The organism is Ursidibacter arcticus, assembly GCF_009761375.1.
Lineage (GTDB): Bacteria > Pseudomonadota > Gammaproteobacteria > Enterobacterales > Pasteurellaceae > Ursidibacter > Ursidibacter arcticus.
The window spans coordinates 30,786-49,703 of record NZ_LEKM01000116.1 but is presented as its reverse complement, the minus strand read 5'-3'; the positions used below and the strand labels follow the sequence as shown (position 1 = coordinate 49,703).

Annotated in this window: 15 protein-coding genes; 13 read left to right on the top strand and 2 right to left on the bottom strand. The window is 37.6% G+C overall.

Annotation, left to right across the window (positions count from 1 at the left end; genetic code table 11):
• Positions 1 to 12 precede the first annotated feature (12 nt).
• Positions 13 to 798, bottom strand: coding sequence for a zinc ABC transporter permease subunit ZnuB (znuB, locus tag A1D25_RS04140; RefSeq protein WP_157394428.1), 786 nt, complete (start codon positions 796 to 798; stop codon positions 13 to 15).
• Positions 799 to 815: 17 nt separating this feature from the next.
• Positions 816 to 1,601 carry a zinc ABC transporter ATP-binding protein ZnuC gene (gene znuC, locus A1D25_RS04135; protein WP_157394427.1) on the bottom strand — a complete coding sequence of 262 codons (786 nt, stop codon included), beginning with the start codon at positions 1,599 to 1,601 and terminating at the stop codon, positions 816 to 818.
• 228 nt (positions 1,602 to 1,829) lie between these two features.
• Between znuC and mepM the strand changes: the two genes are divergently transcribed.
• The 13 genes from mepM to A1D25_RS04070 all read left to right on the top strand — a co-directional run bounded on the left by mepM (position 1,830) and on the right by A1D25_RS04070 (position 18,906).
• A complete protein-coding gene (gene mepM, locus A1D25_RS04130; protein ID WP_157394426.1) occupies positions 1,830 to 3,374 on the top strand; it encodes a murein DD-endopeptidase MepM in 1,545 nt (514 codons plus the stop codon).
• Positions 3,375 to 3,385: 11 nt separating this feature from the next.
• Positions 3,386 to 4,072, top strand: coding sequence for a bifunctional protein-disulfide isomerase/oxidoreductase DsbC (dsbC, locus tag A1D25_RS04125; RefSeq protein ID WP_157394425.1), 687 nt, complete (start codon positions 3,386 to 3,388; stop codon positions 4,070 to 4,072).
• 74 nt (positions 4,073 to 4,146) lie between these two features.
• Positions 4,147 to 5,862, top strand: coding sequence for a single-stranded-DNA-specific exonuclease RecJ (gene recJ, locus A1D25_RS04120; protein ID WP_157394424.1), 1,716 nt, complete (start codon positions 4,147 to 4,149; stop codon positions 5,860 to 5,862).
• Positions 5,863 to 5,980: 118 nt separating this feature from the next.
• The gene (locus A1D25_RS04115) at positions 5,981 to 6,829 is read left to right on the top strand and encodes an OmpA family protein (protein WP_157394423.1); all 849 of its coding nucleotides are present in this window, start codon (positions 5,981 to 5,983) and stop codon (positions 6,827 to 6,829) included.
• Positions 6,830 to 6,901: 72 nt separating this feature from the next.
• Positions 6,902 to 7,720, top strand: coding sequence for a pyridoxal phosphatase (locus tag A1D25_RS04110; protein ID WP_157394422.1), 819 nt, complete (start codon positions 6,902 to 6,904; stop codon positions 7,718 to 7,720).
• Between the two features lie 12 nt (positions 7,721 to 7,732).
• The gene (locus A1D25_RS04105) at positions 7,733 to 8,251 is read left to right on the top strand and encodes a GNAT family N-acetyltransferase (protein WP_157394421.1); all 519 of its coding nucleotides are present in this window, start codon (positions 7,733 to 7,735) and stop codon (positions 8,249 to 8,251) included.
• A 113-nt stretch (positions 8,252 to 8,364) separates the two neighbouring features.
• The gene (dapA, locus tag A1D25_RS04100; protein WP_157394420.1) at positions 8,365 to 9,252 is read left to right on the top strand and encodes a 4-hydroxy-tetrahydrodipicolinate synthase; all 888 of its coding nucleotides are present in this window, start codon (positions 8,365 to 8,367) and stop codon (positions 9,250 to 9,252) included.
• A 164-nt stretch (positions 9,253 to 9,416) separates the two neighbouring features.
• Positions 9,417 to 13,100: a methionine synthase gene (metH, locus tag A1D25_RS04095; protein ID WP_157394419.1), complete on the top strand. Its 3,684-nt coding sequence runs from the start codon at positions 9,417 to 9,419 to the stop codon at positions 13,098 to 13,100.
• A 41-nt stretch (positions 13,101 to 13,141) separates the two neighbouring features.
• Positions 13,142 to 15,154 carry a KAP family P-loop NTPase fold protein gene (locus A1D25_RS04090; protein WP_157394418.1) on the top strand — a complete coding sequence of 671 codons (2,013 nt, stop codon included), beginning with the start codon at positions 13,142 to 13,144 and terminating at the stop codon, positions 15,152 to 15,154.
• A gap of 138 nt (positions 15,155 to 15,292) precedes the next feature.
• Positions 15,293 to 16,375, top strand: a complete 1,083-nt coding sequence (locus tag A1D25_RS04085; RefSeq protein WP_157394417.1) for a Fic family protein — start codon at positions 15,293 to 15,295, stop codon at positions 16,373 to 16,375.
• Positions 16,376 to 16,511: 136 nt separating this feature from the next.
• Entirely contained in the window at positions 16,512 to 17,516 is a 1,005-nt protein-coding gene (locus tag A1D25_RS04080) for a virulence RhuM family protein (protein ID WP_157394416.1), read from the top strand.
• A complete protein-coding gene (locus A1D25_RS04075) occupies positions 17,517 to 18,368 on the top strand; it encodes a DUF72 domain-containing protein (protein WP_157394415.1) in 852 nt (283 codons plus the stop codon).
• 73 nt (positions 18,369 to 18,441) lie between these two features.
• Complete coding sequence (locus A1D25_RS04070; RefSeq protein WP_157394414.1) at positions 18,442 to 18,906, top strand: hypothetical protein; 465 nt, start codon at positions 18,442 to 18,444, stop codon at positions 18,904 to 18,906.
• The last annotated feature ends 12 nt before the right edge of the window (positions 18,907 to 18,918 follow it).

Genomic DNA, 18,918 nt, shown 5'->3' with positions numbered 1-18,918 from the left:
GAATTATTGATCTTAGTTATGTTGTTTTTTGCACAGCGACACTAAAAAGAGAAAACTTGCACAAATTACTACTGATGGGCCTGCTGGCGTATCTTTTAAACCTGAAAAGAGTAGCCCGCCTGTAACGGATAAAATGCTGAATAAAATAGCATATCCCACCATTTTTTCTGGCGTGGTAGCAAAACGCCGAGCAGTTGCGGCTGGAATAATTAGCAATGATGTAATAATTAACGCACCAACAAATTTCATACTTAAAGCAATCGTGAGTGCAGTGAGTAGCATCAAGAGTAAGCGTAACTGAGAAACCTTTAACCCTTCTATTTGGGCGAGTTCAGGGCTGATAGTAATAGATAAGAATTTTTGCCAGAAAATTGCCAGTAAAGTTGCTATCAATACAACGCCAACACCGATAAATATCACATCATTAAAATCAATGGCGAGGAGATCACCAAAAAGATATGACATTAAATCTACTCGGACGTTATCTAATAAGCTGATGGTAATGATTCCAAGAGATAAGCTACTGTGAGCAATGATGCCAAGTAAGGTATCGGCAGAGTGGTTAGAATGTTTTTCTAACCAAACTAATCCAAGAGCCAAAGCAATCGTCATTATAATCACTGCAAGATAGGGATTGATTTCTAAGAAAATACCTAATGCAACACCTAATAATGCCGAGTGAGAAAGAGTGTCGCCAAAATAGGCCATTTTCCGCCAAACAACGAAGGCACCAAGTGGTGCAGTAATAAAAGCGAGTAGTAAGCCTGCTAACCAAGCAGGAAAAAGGATTTCAAACATATTTTCCCTTCAAAAAATTAATGTTGGCAATGCCCATCACAAACATCTCCGTGTAGGTTGTGATGGTGGTTGTGTCTATGGGCATAGAATGCCACATTATTAGCAAATTGATCGCCAAAGAAGTGAATAAAGCTTGGATCTGATGACACTCTATCTGGCGATCCTGCACAGCAAATATGGCGGTTGATACAAAGCACTTCATCGGTATTTGCCATTACGATGTTGAGATCGTGGGAAACCATCAAAATAGCACAATTTAACCACGCCCTTGTTTTATTTAATAGTTGATAGAGTTCCGTTTGACCTGTAATATCCACACCTTGCATTGGTTCATCTAGTACTAATAGTTGTGGGCGGTCTAAAATCGCACGAGCGAGTAATACTCGTTGTAATTCGCCACCCGATAATTTTTGCATACTATTTCCAGCCAAATGAGTAATAGAAAAGAGTGCCAAAGCCTCATCTATTGATTGCTTTGTTGCATTCGGTTTTAGTGACAGAAATTTATGTACCGTAATTGGAATGGAGTGTTCTAAATGCAATTTTTGTGGTACATAGCCAACTTTTAAATTTTTATGATGAACAACTTCACCACTATTGGGGGGAAGCAGTTTGAGTAGCACTTTTAATAAAGTGGATTTCCCTCCACCATTAGGACCAACAATAGTGGTAATAGTATTAGGGTAAATCTTCAGACTAACATTCTGTAAGATGGATTGGCTACCAAAGTTTACATTGATTGCTTTAAGGGTTACTAAAGCCTGATCCGTATTCGAAAACGGTTTGATTTGTTTGATGTTCATTTTTACTGGGTTAAATGGAATAACCCGATAAAATTAACGGATTTTTTTTGCTTTGACAACCAGCAATAATGGAATTTTTATTTCGTTATTGGGTCTTAGCTGAATGATTGTGTAAATAAATAATAAAGATAAGAGAAAACATAGGATAATATTTTGCAACACGTTGTTTTTGCACGAGATAGAAAACGTAAAAAGAATAGAATAAAATTTATTATATTCCTATCTGCTATGGCATCTATTTTTATTGGGATTGTTTTAACCTTAAAACAACAAGAGATGCCGAGTAATGCAGTTAGCATAAATGTCGCTAAAGTCGAGCAGAGCGGACAAGTTATTGTCAATAGCTCAAATACAGTGGTAAATGGGTCGTCTAACCTTGCCACAGAAAAGCAAGAGCCAGCAGATACATCATCAGAAAAGGGAAATGTTACATCGGCATTAGAGAATATTTCGCATTCTGCCATTATGGCGAATGAAGAGCTTACCTATATTGATATTCAAGACGGGGAATTTGATGAGCCTGAATCAAATGAAGCAACGGATGAAAACGCAACTTCTTATGAAGATGATTTTATTGCTCAAGATGATATTGATGATGAAACCATTGAGCGTATTCAAAATGAAGCAGCTAAAGAAAACGCTCAAAAAGAAAAGCTGTCGCCTGAAGCTGAAACAGCATTAGAGAGTTTTTTAGATGTTGCTGATGAAGCGTTACGCATTCAAAATCAATTTAGTTATACCGTCGCGCGTGGTGATAAATTAGCAGATGTGTTAGAACAGTCTGGATTAAGTGCAACCACTGCGAAAGTTCTTGAGAAGAAATTCCCACAATTAGCCAATTTGAAAACAGGACAGCAATTTTATTGGGTGCTGGATAAAGATGGCGAATTGGAATATATGAACTGGTTGGTGTCTGAAAAAGAAGAAAAGATTTTTGAGAGAAAGTCGAAAAATCAATTTAGTGTGCAAACAATTAAGAAGACAGGAATTTGGAAACAAGATATTGTTAAAGGTACATTAAATGGCGACTTTACTTCAAGTTTAAAAGCAGAGGGATTATCTACCCGTCAAATTAATCAATTAGCAGCTGGATTACAGTGGCAAATAGCAATGAATAAACTGAAAAAAGGTGATAAGTTTGTTATTTTAGTTAAGCGTGAATATATCAATGGTAAGGTTACGGAATTAGGTAATGTTGAAGCGATTCGGGTAGTTAGTAAGAATAAAAGCTATTATGCAATTCAAGCAGATAATGGACGCTATTATAGCTTACACGGTGAAACTCTAGGGCGTGGTTTTGCTCGCTATCCATTACAATTTACACCAAGAGTATCTTCTCCATTTAACCCTAGACGTTTGCACCCAGTTACTCGCCGAGTAGCACCACATAAAGGGGTGGATTTTGGTTTGCCAGTCGGTACTCCGATTATTGCACCCGCCGATGGAGTGGTCGAACACGTCGCTTATCAAGCAAATGGGGCTGGACGTTATATTAAATTACGCCACGGTGGGCAATATACAACGGTATATATGCATTTAAGTCGCCAACTAGTTCGCCCAGGTCAAACGGTCAAAAAAGGGGAGCGTATTGGTTTATCAGGCAATACAGGGCGTTCAACAGGGCCACATTTACATTATGAATTTCATATCAATGGGCGACCAGTGAATCCAATGACGGTGAAATTACCTGGAACAGGTTCAGGAATGCCTGAAAAAGAGCGTAAAGCATTCTTGGTTAAAGCAAGAAAAATTGAAGCACAATTAAAACTTTAAGGAATATTAGAATGATTAAGAAAACTGCAATGTTATTAGCAACATCACTTTGGGCGACTTCTGCATTAGCTGATAACGCAAATTTACAAAAACAGTTAGAAAAAGTTGGGGCAACTAATGTCAAAATTTCAGACTCTGTGTTACCAGGCTTTAAAACAGCAACATCAGATCAAGGTATCGTACAAATTAGCCAAGACGGTCGTTTTATTATTCAAGGAAAAGTGTTTGAATTAAAAAATGGTAAAGTGGTTGATATTACAAATAATGCATTACTTTCAGAATTAAATGCACTGAGTAATGAAATGATTGTATATCCAGCGAAAAATCCAAAGCATACAGTAACCGTATTTATGGATATTACTTGCCACTATTGTCATTTACTACATTCTAAAATTAAAGAATATAATGATCTTGGAATTACCATTCGTTACTTAGCCTTCCCACGTGGTGGTATGGAAACACAAACAGCAAAACAGATGGAAGCAATTTGGACAGCTAAAGATAAAGTATTTGCCTTAAATGAAGCAGAAAATGGGAATTTACCAAAAGAATTAAAAACACCAAATATTGTGAAAAAACACTACCAACTTGGGCTAAAATTTGGTGTAAATGGCACACCAAATATTATTACAGAAAGTGGGGAGTTAATTCCTGGTTTTGTTGAGCCGAAAGAGTTAGTAAAAATGTTAAGCGAATAACTTTAATCGTATTGTAAGCGGGTGGATTGGGTAAATTTTTTGCAAAATCTACCCGCTTTAATTTCTTATTGATTATGAAAAAATTGATTAAACGCCGTCCGATTACGACCACAGAAAAATTATCTGAACATCCATTATTAAATCGTATTTATCAAGCTCGTGGTGTTAGCTCTGCTCGGGAGTTGGATCTTTCACTGAAAGGAATACATAACCCAAATCAACTAGCTAATGTTGAACAAGCGGTAGAGTTGTTATATCAAAGTTATCTCAAGCAAGATCGCATTATCGTTGTTGGTGATTTTGATGCCGATGGAGCAACGAGTACCGCCCTCGCGATTTTAGCATTACGCCAATTTGGTTTTGAAAACGTGGATTATCTTATTCCAGATCGTTTTTCTCAGGGTTATGGGTTGAGTGTTGCAGTAGCGGAAAATGTCATTGCTCAAGGGGTTGATTTAGTTTTAACGGTGGATAATGGGATCTCATCTTTTGATGGGATTAATCTACTTAAATCGAAAGACATTAAAGTTTTAGTGACCGATCATCACTTACCCACAGAGAATTTGCCAAATGCAGATGCAATGATTAACCCTAATTTAGCTTTCTGTGGCTTTCCTTCTAAATCACTTGCTGGTGTCGGCGTTATTTTTTATGTGATGGCAGCACTAAGAGCAAAATTAAGAGATCATAATGCGTTTAATGGCAAAGAGCCAAATATTTCAGAGTTACTTGATTTAGTCGCATTAGGGACAGTCGCAGATGTTGTACCTTTAGATCATAATAATCGTATTTTAGTGGCTCAGGGATTAAACCGTATCCGAGCAGGACAATGCCGAGTTGGTATTCAAGCCTTGGCAGAAATTAGCAAAAGAGAGCTATCTCGTTTACAAGCAGGTGATTTAGGTTTTGCTATCGCTCCACGTTTAAATGCAGCAGGACGATTAGAAAATATGTCGTTAGGCGTAGATTTATTGATCTGTAACGATCTTATTACGGCAAGACAACTTGCATTGGAACTTGATTCTCTAAATCAGACCCGTAAAGAGTTTGAGCAAGAAATGAAAACAGAAGCGCTAGCTATTTGTGCTAAATTGCCTAATTTAGCGGATAATGAGCAAGTGAGTGGGATTGTGTTGTATCAAGCAGATTGGCATCAAGGAGTAATTGGTATTTTAGCATCAAGAATTAAAGATCAATTTCATCGCCCTGTGATTGCCTTTGCTCAAGATGGTGAAGAGGGTAAATTATTGCGTGGTTCGGCTCGTTCAATTTCAGGTTTACATATTCGTGATTTACTTGAACGCATTGATGCACAATATCCAGAGCTTATTGTTAAATTTGGTGGGCACGCAATGGCGGCAGGGCTTACTATTTACAGCGATAAATTTTTACAATTTCAGCAAGCATTTGATAAAACGATTAAAACATTTATTCAGCCAGAGCAACTACAAGGTATTATTTATACTGACGGTGAATTATCTTCGGCGGAATTAACCTTACAAACGGCAGAATTATTACAACAAGCGGGGCCTTGGGGGCAACATTTTGCTGAACCTACTTTTGAGGGGGATTTTAATATTCTTCAGCAACGTTTAGTGGGTGAAAAGCATTTAAAAATGTTAGTTGAAAATAGTGATGGTGTGTTATTTGATGCGATTTGGTTTAATGTAGATGTGAGACAATTCCCCGATATGTCTATAAAAAAAGCAAAATTAGTTTATAGGCTAGATATTAATGAATTTAGGGGAAGTCGTGCGGTACAATTATTCATAGAATATCTATCAATATAATTGGTTGAAATATTAGCAATAAACAATTTTATGATGTAGAATAGCGAGGCTCAATCCTTTTGGTATTTGGCAATAATATTAATCTACCTTTACAAGTTTTTATAAGGAATAATTTTAAATGAAAGAAAGCAAAGTTTTTCGTGGTGTTTTATTGGCTAGTCTTGCATTAGCGATGGCTGCTTGTGGTAACTTAAGTAAGGTATCTGATGAAGGTACTACAGAGAATCCTGTATTCCCTAAAGTTGAAAAATCAAAATTTAACCACGATGGTTCTCAATTTGGTTCTTGGCCAAACTGGGAAAATGTTCGTCAGATTGAACGTGGTATGAATAAAGATCAATTATATAATTTGATCGGTCGTCCCCATTTTGCAGAAGGCTTATACGGCGTTCGTGAGTGGGACTATGTATTTAATTATCGTGAAAATGGTGAACACAAAATTTGTCAGTATAAAATTTTATTTGACAAGAATATGAACGCACAAAGTTTCTTTTGGTATCCAAATGGTTGTAACGGTAACTCATCTTATAACTTAAGCGGTGACTTCTTATTCGATTTTGACAAAGATGGATTAACTGCAAAAGGTAAAGAAGTTGTTGATAACGTTGCAGCACAATTAAAAGCATCTGGTGCTCAACAAGTTAAAATCGCAGGTTATACAGACCGTTTAGGCTCAGAAGCATATAACTTAGATTTATCACAACGTCGTGCAAATATGGTTAAAGCTCGTCTAGTAGAACAAGGCGTAACCGCTCAATTAGATGCTGTTGGTTATGGTAAAGCAAACCAAGTTAAGGCGTGTGATGGCGAATCAGGCCAAGCATTACGTGATTGTTTACGTCCAAACCGTCGTGTAGAAATTTCTGCAAATGGTGGCGTAGTAAAACAAAATGAAGGTGGCAATGTTGCAGGTCCAAATGGTCCAGCACCACTTTATCAAACACCTGCATACAACGGTAACAAATAATTACCGAAATTAGTAATAAAAGCGTAAAATAGAAAGGATGAGTAATCATCCTTTTTTATTTGGGGGAATTATATGTCTTATCAAGCTATTGCTTTCGACTTAGATGGTACATTGCTTTCTAGTCAAGGTACAATTTTAAATTCAAGTAAGTTAGCAATTCAACAGGCTCAACAAAAAGGGCTTAAAGTTTTTATTGTAACAGGCAGACACCATACTGCCGTGCGTCCATATTATGCGGAGCTAGGGTTAGATACCCCTGTGGTTTGTTGTAATGGTACTTACCTTTATGATTTTCAAAAAGATGAAGTGCTGGCATCCAAACCTTTAACAACAGAACAAGCTAGCTATCTTATTTCATCAGCTAAGGCAGAGCATATTCATATTGCTGTTTATACTCGAGATAGTATGACCTATGAAGTACTTAATCCCCATTTCAGCAAATTACTCACTTGGGTAAATAGTTGTGATGAAAAGGTTCGCCCCGATGTTCACCAAGTAGCTCGTTTTGAAGATTTCTTAGATGGGAAGACACTCATTTGGAAAGTATTGATTAGTGATCCGGATAAACAAAAGATGCAAAATTTTGTGGAAAAATTACCGCTTGATCAATTTAGTGCTGAGTGGTCTTGGGTTGATAGGGTAGATATTACTGCTCAAGGAAACAGTAAAGGTGCTTGTTTGGCGGAGCTACTAAAACGAGAAGGTATCGAACCTAAAAATGTCATTGCATTTGGTGATAATTTCAATGATATCAGTATGTTGCAGTTAGTCGGTATGGGGATTGCAATGGGAGAATCTGAATCAGAAGTGCAGCAAAGTGCAAACAAAACTATCGGCTCAAATAATGAAGACAGTATAGCCCGTGAATTAACTCAACTATTATCACTATAAGGACAATTTCAGATGCAGATCCGTAAAGCCGTTCCATCGGATTTTGAAACTATTTTAGCTATTTATAACCAAGCAATACCGACACATCAGGTAACAGCTGATCTTTATTTCGCCACTGTTGAAAGTCGCCGAGGGTGGTTTGATTTTCATTTGGAGAGTGAGCAATATCCACTTTGGAGTGTCGTTGAAAATGAAAAGGTTGTTGGCTGGTTTAGTTTTTCTCCTTTTTATGAACGCCCTGCGTTTGTACATACTTCTGAAATTAGTATTTATCTTGACCAAAGTGCCAAAGGAAAAGGTTATGGTTCTCAAATTATTCAGTATATGCAAGATCAGATGTTATCCTGTGGTATCAATACCCTAATGGCGTATGTCTTTGAATTGAATCAAGTTAGTATGAATCTAATGAAAAAGCATCAATTTGAATGTTGGGGACGTTTTCCGAATATTGCGAATATGGGGAAAGATGAACAAGGAAAAGATAAATGGCGAACTTTAGTGATGATGTCTTACCAAAAAGGGATTGAATAGCGGTAAGATTTCAACAAAATTTTGCAAAAATCTCAGAAAACGCTTGCATATTTAAACTGAATTTTGCAAGCTAGGCATAATTTTAAAACGATAAAAATATACAGGAGCTACAAATGGCAAAACCACTTTTTTCAGGCAGTATTGTTGCACTGCTTACCCCAATGAATGATGGTGAAATCAATTTTGATGAATTAAAAAGTTTAATTGAATTTCATATTAAATCAGGTACTCACGCTATTGTTTCTGTTGGTACAACGGGTGAATCTACAACATTAAGCATTGATGAAAATGTGAAAGTGATTAAAAAAGCAGTGGAATATGCAGCAGGACGTATTCCAATTATTGCAGGCACAGGTTCTAATGCGACCAGTGAGGCGATTGTAATGACTAAATTATTAGCAGATAGTGGTGTTGCAGGCTGTTTAAGTGTTGTTCCTTATTACAATAAACCAACCCAAGAAGGAATGTACTTACACTATAAAGCAATTGCTGAAAGTACTGATTTACCACAAATTCTTTATAATGTACCAGGACGTACAGGAAGCGACTTAAAACCTGAAACAGTAGGGCGTTTAGCGGAAATTCCAAATATTGTTGGTATCAAAGAAGCAACTGGCGATTTAAGTCGCTTACCATTGATTAAACAACTTGCAGGTGATGATTTTATTTTCCTAAGTGGTGATGATGCAACAGGTTTAGAATCAATGAAACTTGGTGGACAAGGCGTTATCTCTGTAACCAATAACCTTGCAGCTACGGATATGGCAAAAATGTGTAATTTGGCATTGGCAGGCAAGTTTGAAGAAGCAGAACAAATTAACCAACGTTTAATGGCATTGCATCACGATCTTTTTGTTGAAGCCAATCCAATTCCAGTCAAATGGGCCGCTTACAAAATGGGGCTAATTAGTCAACCAACACTTCGCTTACCATTAACAACGCTTTCTGAATCTGCTCAACCAAAAGTATTAGCAGCATTACAGCAAGCTGGTTTAGTTTAATATTTACTGAAAAGTTACTTATCTCTAATGTGGGATAGTAACTTTTCGCTTTATTGTATTGTCATATATTTCTCTTCTTATCCTTCTGTTTCAGTTTTGCAGAATAAAGATAAAATGATACCATCTTGTATTATTTATTTTTATTGAATTAAACGGACAGCACCTTGAATAACCAATCTTCTCTTCTTAAAAATGCCCTTGCCCAACGTATCCTGATTTTAGACGGTGCAATGGGGACGATGATCCAACAATATAAACTGACCGAACAAGATTTCCGTGGTGAGCGTTTTGCCGATAGCCCGATTGACTTGCGTGGCAATAACGATTTATTGACCCTTACCCAACCCTTGCTGATTAAAGCTATTCACGAAAAATATTTGGAAGCAGGGGCGGATATTATTGAAACCAATACGTTTAGTTCCACCACTATTGCTCAAGCAGATTATGACTTACAAGCGGTGGCTTATGAGCTGAATTTTGCAGGGGCTAAATTAGCCAGAATGGCAGCGGATAAATACAGCACGCCAGACAAGCCTCGTTTTGTGGCAGGGATTTTGGGCCCGACTAACCGCACCGCATCAATTTCCCCTGATGTAAACGACCCGGGTTTTCGTAATGTGACCTTTATGGAATTGGTTGATGCCTATGCAGAAGCGACAAAAGGCTTAATTGAAGGCGGTTCTGACATCATTATGATCGAAACTATTTTCGATACCTTAAATGCGAAAGCTGCTGCCTTTGCGATTGAGCAAGTTTTTGAAGAACTTGGTGTTGAGTTGCCGATTATGATTTCAGGCACGATTACCGATGCCTCTGGGCGTACCCTTTCGGGGCAAACTACCGAAGCCTTTTACAACTCACTCCGCCACGCGAAGCCGATCAGTTTTGGTTTGAACTGTGCCTTAGGCCCAAAAGAGCTGCGTCCTTATGTGGAAGTGATGTCGAAAATCTGTGAAACCTATGTATCCGTACACCCGAATGCAGGCTTGCCAAATGCCTTTGGCGGCTATGATTTAGGGGCTGATGATATGGCCGCTTATATCAAAGAATGGGCGGAAAGCGGTTTCTTAAACATTGTCGGTGGTTGTTGTGGTACAACGCCTGAGCATATCAAAGCCTTTGCCGATGTAGTGGCAGGAATCAAACCAAGAGCTTTGCCACAGATTAAAACAGCGATGCGTTTATCGGGCTTAGAGCCGTTAAACATTGATGATGAAAGCTTGTTTGTAAACGTGGGTGAGCGTAATAATGTAACAGGTTCAGCCAAGTTTAAGCGTTTGATAAAAGAAGAGAAATTTGCTGAAGCAATCGAAATCGCTATCGACCAAGTAGAAAACGGTGCTCAAGTGATTGATGTGAATATGGACGAAGCCTTGCTAGATTCACAAAAATGTATGGCTCGTTTTCTCAACATTATGGCAACAGAACCTGAAGCGGCAAAAGTGCCCGTAATGATCGACTCATCAAAATGGGAAGTGATTGAAGCAGGGTTGCAATCCATTCAAGGGAAAGGGATTGTCAATTCGATTTCACTCAAAGAAGGCGAAGAAAAATTTATTCATCAAGCGAAATTAGTTCGCCGATATGGTGCAGCTGTGGTGGTGATGGCGTTTGATGAAGTGGGGCAAGCGGATACGGAAGAACGTAAAGTCGAAATTTGTACCCGTGCCTATCGAATTTTGGTTGATCAACTGAATTTCCCTCCAGAAGACATTATTTTTGACCCGAACATCTTTGCCATTGGCACAGGGATCGAAGAGCACAACAACTACGGTGTAGATTTTATCAATGCCACTGGTCGCATCAAACAAACCTTACCACACGCCAAAATCTCAGGCGGTGTGTCGAACGTCTCTTTCTCATTCCGTGGTAACAATGTAATGCGTGAAGCCATTCACGCTGTTTTCCTTTACCACGCCATTAAGCAAGGAATGGATATGGGGATTGTCAATGCAGGGCAGTTAGCCATTTATGACGATCTCGATCCTGAGTTGCGTAATGTGATTGAAGATGCGGTATTAAATCGTGTATCAGATGGCACAGATCGCTTGCTTGAAATTGCAGAAAAATACCGAAATGTGACCGCTTCCAACGAAGATAACAGTGTTGCCGAATGGCGAACTTGGCCAGTGGAAGAGCGTTTAAAACACGCTTTAGTGAAAGGGATCACCAATTTTATTATTGAAGATACCGAAGAAGCTCGCCAAAAATTCCCAACTCCCCTTGAAGTGATTGAAGGGCCGTTAATGGCAGGAATGGAGGTAGTGGGCGACTTGTTCGGCGATGGTAAAATGTTCTTACCGCAAGTGGTAAAATCTGCTCGTGTAATGAAACAATCTGTCGCTTATTTAGAACCCTTTATCAATGCCACTAAACAACAAGGCTCATCAAGCGGTAAAGTAGTCATCGCTACGGTAAAAGGCGACGTGCACGACATCGGCAAAAATATTGTAAGCGTTGTGTTGCAATGTAATAACTTTGAAGTGATTGATTTAGGCGTGATGGTGCCTGCCGATAAAATCATTCAAACAGCGATTGACGAAAAAGCGGATATTATCGGCTTAAGCGGTCTGATTACCCCATCGCTTGACGAAATGGAATATTTCTTAGGCGAAATGAACCGCCTTAATCTTAACCTGCCTGTGTTAATCGGTGGTGCAACCACGTCAAAAGAGCATACCGCAATCAAGCTCTATCCAAAATATAAACACGAAGTCATTTACACCACTAACGCCTCTCGTGCTGTTACCGTTTGTGCTGCATTGATGAACCCTGAAACCAAGTCGGAACTGTGGGAACGAATGAAGAAAGAGTACGAGCAAGTTCAAATCGCCTTTGCAAATAAAAAAGCACCACGCAAGCAGTTACCGATTGAAGAGGCTCGAGCCAACCGTTTTGACGCATTCAGTGGCGAATGGGCGGATTACCAAGTGCCACAACCTAACCAAACAGGTATTATTGAATACAAAAACGTGCCGATTGCGACCTTGCGGAAATTTATTGACTGGTCGCCATTCTTCCGTTTATGGGGCTTAATGGGCGGTTATCCTGATGCCTTTGATTACCCTGAGGGTGGCGAAGAAGCCCGTAAAGTGTATAACGATGCACAACGAGTGTTAGATGAATTTGAACAAAACGGCAAACTCAACCCAAGCGGTATAATGGGGATTTTCCCTGCTTATCGGGTGGGCGATGATATTGAAATCTATCAAAATGCCGACCGCACTTTAGTGGCTGGCAAAGTCTATAACCTCCGCCAACAAAGCGAACGTGGCAGAAACAGCAAAAGCCCATACAACCTCTGCTTGAGCGACTTTATCGCCGACAGAGAAAGCGGACAACAAGACTGGTTCGGAATGTTCGCCGTTTGTGCAGGCATTGAAGAACACGACTTAGTCGAAGGCTACAAAGCCGCAGGAGACGACTACAACGCCATCTTGCTCCAAGCCGTAGGCGACCGTTTAGCCGAAGCAATGGCGGAATACCTGCACTTTGAACTGCGTACAAAAGTGTGGGGATACAGCAACGAAACCCTTGATAACAACCGCTTAATTCGTGAAGAATACATTGGCATCCGCCCAGCCCCCGGCTACCCAAGCTGCCCAGAACACACCGAAAAACAGATCATCTGGGATCTACTCGAAGTAGAACAACGCATCGGAATGAAACTCACCGAAAGCTACGCAATGTGGCCAGCGGCAAGCGTTTGTGGTTGGTACTTCACCCACCCAGCGAGTAATTATTTTACCCTAGGACGCATTGATGAAGATCAAGCGGTGGATTATGCGAAACGTAAGGGATGGAATGAGAGAGAAATGGTCAAGTGGTTGAGTGTGGTGATGAAGTAGGTAACACATAAAATATATGAGCATTTACTAAAGGAAAACATATGGAATTAATAAGTGATAACCCAATAAAAGATTCTAGCAATGATTTATTAGACAGAACTAGTAGCGCAGAAGCATTTGCTAAACACATTTTTTCATTTGACTATAAAGAAGGTTTGGTTGTGGGATTATGTGGAGAATGGGGAAACGGTAAAACATCCTATATAAATTTAATGCGACCGGAATTAGAAAAAAATTCTTTTGTACTTGATTTTAATCCTTGGATGTTTAATGATGCTCATAATTTAGTCGCTTTATTTTTTACTGAAATCTCTGCTCAATTAAGAGATTATGAGGATGATAGTGATCTAGCGGATAGTTTAGGAATTTTTGGAGAGTTATTATCTAACTTAAAACCGATTCCATTTGTAGGGAATTATTTTAGTACCTTAGGTGGTTTTTTTAGTTTTTTTTCAAAGAAAAAGAAAGAAAAAAACAGTTTGAAAAATCAACGTGATAAATTAATTGAAATTTTAAAAGGAATAAGTAAACCTATTACAGTAATTTTAGATGATATAGATCGTTTATCCTCTGATGAACTACAATCTATTTTAAAATTGGTAAGGGTTACAGGAAACTTTCCTAATATTGTTTATGTTTTATCATTTGATAAAAATAGAGTGATTAAAACATTAAATGATAATAACATTGATGGAAAGACTTATTTAGAGAAGATAATTCAGATTCCATTTGATATACCGCAGGTGCCTAAAAAACTATTACAAGAAAATTTATTCTCATCTTTAGATAAAATTGTAGGAAATGTTTCCCTAGATAAGTCTCGTTGGTCTAATGCATATTGGAATATCATTAAACCGACAATAAAAAACATTCGAGACATTAGACGTTACACATCTTCTCTATCAAATGTTTTTAAACAATTAGGTAAGGAAATTGATATAGTTGATTTGCTCACTATTGAAGCTATAAGAATTTTTTATCCTGAAAAATTTAAAGAAATTTATGAAATAAGGGAGTTCTTACTTTCTCAATCAGATGATGAGAATAGAAAAATAATTCTAACAAAATTCATAGAAAATAATGAAATATATCAATCTTTATTAAGTGTTTTATTTGATGTTAATAATGTAAATTTAAAATCAAATTATTACATAAATAGGGAATTTAAAAAGGATAGAAGAATTGCAGATGAAACATTTTTTAACTTATATTTTGAGCAAGTGATTACTCCAGAAGTTATAGAAGCTCAATTATCACGAAAAGTTTGGCTTGCCAGGCAATCAGAACAAGATTTCAAGATCGCTTTATCAGCTGTTCCTGATTATTATCTAGAAAATGTTGTTGATAACTTAATTGAATATGAGCGAGACTTTACTAAAGAAATAGCACTAGCAGCTATACCGACATTGTACAGGAATTTACCAAGGGTACCCGAAAAAGAAAAAGGTTTTTTTGACTTAGATGCTGACATGATTTGGGGAAGATTGGTCTATAGATTACTTAGGAGATTACCTGATAAAGATAAAAAAGAAACTATTATGCAACTACTAGATTCTAGTGATCTATATGGGCAATATGAAATTGTAGGAATTATTGGATATAGAGAGGGACGAGGTCATCAATTAGTATCCGAATTGGAAGCAAAAGAATTAGAAGAAATATTATTGAATAATATTCGTTCTTCAACAATTGAAGAGCTTACGGAAACCTATAATTTATCACATATAATTTATTTCTTTGTTTCAATTGGAAATGCTATTTCTGATGACATATTAAATTCTTCTGAAGTATTTTTATTATTACTTAAATCTTCAATATCAGAACGCAAATATCAAAGAGGGAATGATCCTACAATACATAGAGAAAAGGTTCTACTTTGGGATGTTTTAACTAAGATTTATGGAGATGAGAATAAAGTAAATCATTTAATTGAAGAAACATCTGAAAATGAAGAAATTAAAAATAAGGATTATATGCAACTTGCACTTAAATATAAAAGTGGATACCGACATAAAGAATCAATGGATGATGAAGATGATTTAGATGAGTTTTAATACTTTTCCCCGATAGTACCCGTCTCTTGCTCTTGACGGATGCTTTTTCTTCACAATCTGTAAAGTTTCATTTTCTATTCGACAAGCGTTCAACAAGCGGTTAAATTTACCCAAAATATTGCACAACGGAAAGACAGAATGACTAAAGATCCTTTTGAAGAATATATCCGCCATATTGAAGTGGATAAAAAGGAAAAGAGCTATGCTTGGCAAACGGCAATCGGGCTGCAAGAGGTTGATGGATTAAAACCATCTCAATATTTGATCAGCACTGCGATTAAAAATATTGAAGGTGAGATTTCCATTGATACGGCAGAACAATGGATTAGCCAATATTATGAAGAAAATCCGTCATTAACCAGTGAAAATCGTACCGAAGAAGCGGACAAAGTTTCGGTGCGTATTGCAAAATTGCTATCCGAGCCTGCTTTTTCGTTTAATGCCAATCAATATTTAGCCATTCATAAATATCTGTTTAAAGGTATTTACTCTCACGCAGGGCAAATCCGCACTTATAACATTACCAAAAAAGAGTGGGTGTTAGAGGGCGAAAGGGTAGTATATGGTATGGCATCTGAATTGAAAAATACCTTAGAATGTGATTTATCACAGGAGAAAAATTTTAGCTATCGAGGGCTTTCTCTTGAAGAAATTATGACGCATTTAGCCACATTTATTGCACGTTTATGGCAAATTCACGTCTTTGAGGAGGGTAATACTCGCACCACAGCTGTGTTTTTTATTAAGTATTTAAAAACATTAGGTTTTAATGCAACTAATGCGATTTTTGCTGAAAATGCGTGGTATTTCCGTAATACGTTGGTGCGAGCAAATTATAACAATCTCACCAAAGGGGTTTATGAAACCAATGAATACTTGCTTTTATTTCTGCGTAATTTGTTGTTAGACGAAAACAATTTGTTAAGCAATCGCCAGTTGCACATTAATAGTGGACAATTTTTGAAAAAACAGGATATTGAAAAACAAAAACAGGACATTGAGCAAAATCCTGACGAAAAAACAAGATATTCAGAGAAAACACAGAAGCATATCACCGCACTTTCTCAAATTTTAGCTAATCGTATTTTTTCACGAATAGATGTGGTTAATACACTTCATCTTTCCGCATCTGCATCATCGGAATTGATAAAGAAAATGTTAGAAATTAAAGTCATTGAAAAAGTCGCAGGGCAAGGCAAAGGGAAATATCGATTTCGATAAACCGCAAAATGTGGAATAAATCTGACCGCTTGTAAGCGCCAAGTATTTTGCGATCCCGCTCGAAAAACTTCATCTTTCCATTCGACAATCCCACCACAAGCGGTTACATTTATTCAAAATTTTGCAAGGAAAATATATGACTAAACTTATTCGTAATAGCACTGCTGAATTTTTGATTTTTACCAATCAAACTGGCGATCAAAGTATTGAAGTGCGGTATGAAGATAATGAGATTTGGCTTACACAAAAACGTATTGCTGAGCTGTTTGAAGTAAATGTGCGTACAGTAAACGAACATTTAAAAAATATTTTTGAGAGCGAAGAATTAAACGAGCTTTCAGTTATCCGGAATTTCCGGATAACTGCCGCAGATGGTAAGAACTACAATACCAAGCATTATAATCTTGATGCCGTCATTTCGGTGGGGTATCGGGTAAACTCCGTAAGAGCAACGCAATTTCGTCAATGGGCGACACAAGTACTGCGTGAATTTGCCCAAAAAGGCTATGTGTTAGATCGTGAACGTATGGAAAATGGTACTTTCTTGGGCGAAGATTATTTTGAACGATTATTGGAAGAAATTCGGGAAATTCGTCTATCGGAACGCCGTTTCTATCAGAAAATTACCGATATTTATGCGACTGCGGTGGACTATAATAAAAATGCCCCTACAACAAAACAGTTTTTTGCTACGGTACAAAACAAATTACATTACGCTATTCATCAACATACCGCAGCTGAATTGATTTTTGAGCGTGCAAATAGTGATAAACCAAATATGGGGCTGACCACTTGGGCAAAATCACCTGACGGTAAAATTTTGAAAAGTGATGTATCAGTAGCAAAAAATTACTTGAGCAATGATGAATTGAAAGATTTAGGTGCTATCGTCAATGCTTTTTTAGATTTAGCAGAGCGGCGAGCAAGACGACAAATTCCAATGACAATGGAAGATTGGGCGAAGCGGTTGGATATTTTCTTAAATGCCGATGATTTACCAGTTTTAGATAGCAAAGGAAAAATCAGTTTTGATGAAGCGAAACTTTATGCAGAAACTGAATTTGAAAAATACCGAGTGATCCAAGATCGCAATTTTGAAAGTGATTTTGACCGCTTGTTGAAAAGCCAAAAAGATTCTTAGATGTTGAGCAATAAACACTCACCCCACATTTATATCGGCACAGGCGGTTATAGCGATACGGATTTAGTCGGGACGCTTTATCAGTTTGGTACAGATAAAACAGACTTTTTGTCCATTTATAGCCAGCATTATGACACTATTGAAATCAATAGCACTTTTCACGCACCGATAGGGGATAAGGCATTACAAGGAATGGTGGAAAAGGCGGAAGGTCGGTTGCGATTTTCGATTAAACTGCATCAAGATTTTAGTCATAAACGAACGGCGACAAAAGAGCAGGCTACTGCCTTTTTGAATGCCTTACAGCCTTTGATGGAACAAGAATGTTTGGCGAATTTATTTATCCAGTTTCCATCTAGTTTTGAACGGCATCTCGCTAATCGTTATTATCTGGCTGAATTGGTTGGGTGGTTTAATGATTATCCGTTGGCGATAGAATTTCGTCATCGGAGTTGGCATATTCAGTCGGTATTGGACTATTTTCAAGGTAAGCAAAACCTCATTTGGTGTAATGTGGATTATCCGCAAAATATTGGCTTACCTGCCTTTCAATTTTATGCCAACCAACGCACCGCTTATCTGCGATTACACGGTCGTAATCCGAACTGGTGGAAAGCTCAATCTGCTCAAGAACGCCACGATTATCATTATAACGATGTAGAATTACTGCATTTAGCGAAGTTACTTCATCAGCACAAAGCGGATTTTGATACGCTTTATCTCTATTTCCAAAACACTACCAATAGCCATTCGTTCTACAATATCGCTAAATTGAAAGTGTATTTGGCAGAATATGGTTTTGTGGTAAAACCTACGCCTGAATGTTTAATTGGGCAACAGAGTTTGTTTTAATGAGATGATTATCTAGTTCATTTCCGTTATGATAGCACGGTCAAATTGGCGATGATTTTCTCGGAATTTTATAATGAACAAACTTAAACTTATTTTATTCACTTCAACGTTGGCGAGCTTATTTGCTTGTACAGATACTAAACCCACTAAAACAGTTAAAACAGGCTACTTAAAAGAAAATATTAGCCAAGCTGAATTGACAAACCCAACGCTCTATAAGCGTTATTATTATACTTGCCGTAATTTTGAAACAGGCTCAAGCTCTTATCTCTCGACTTACTTCCCGTTATCGAGAGAAAGCAGAATGAAGGAAAATTTTGGTATCTATTTTCAATTAGATGGCGGTAAAGCGGAACCTTTCGATCATATTGAAAATAAAGCACTTAATGCTCGAGGTTCTCGTTTTGAAGTGATTTATCGTTCATATCGTGCGATTGAAGGGGCGTATGTAGATTTAGTGGCGAGTGAATATAAATCTATTTACTATAAAAACCATCAAGGCGTACGAACACAATGGTTAGATTGTCGTGAGGGCTAATTTTCTTCCCCA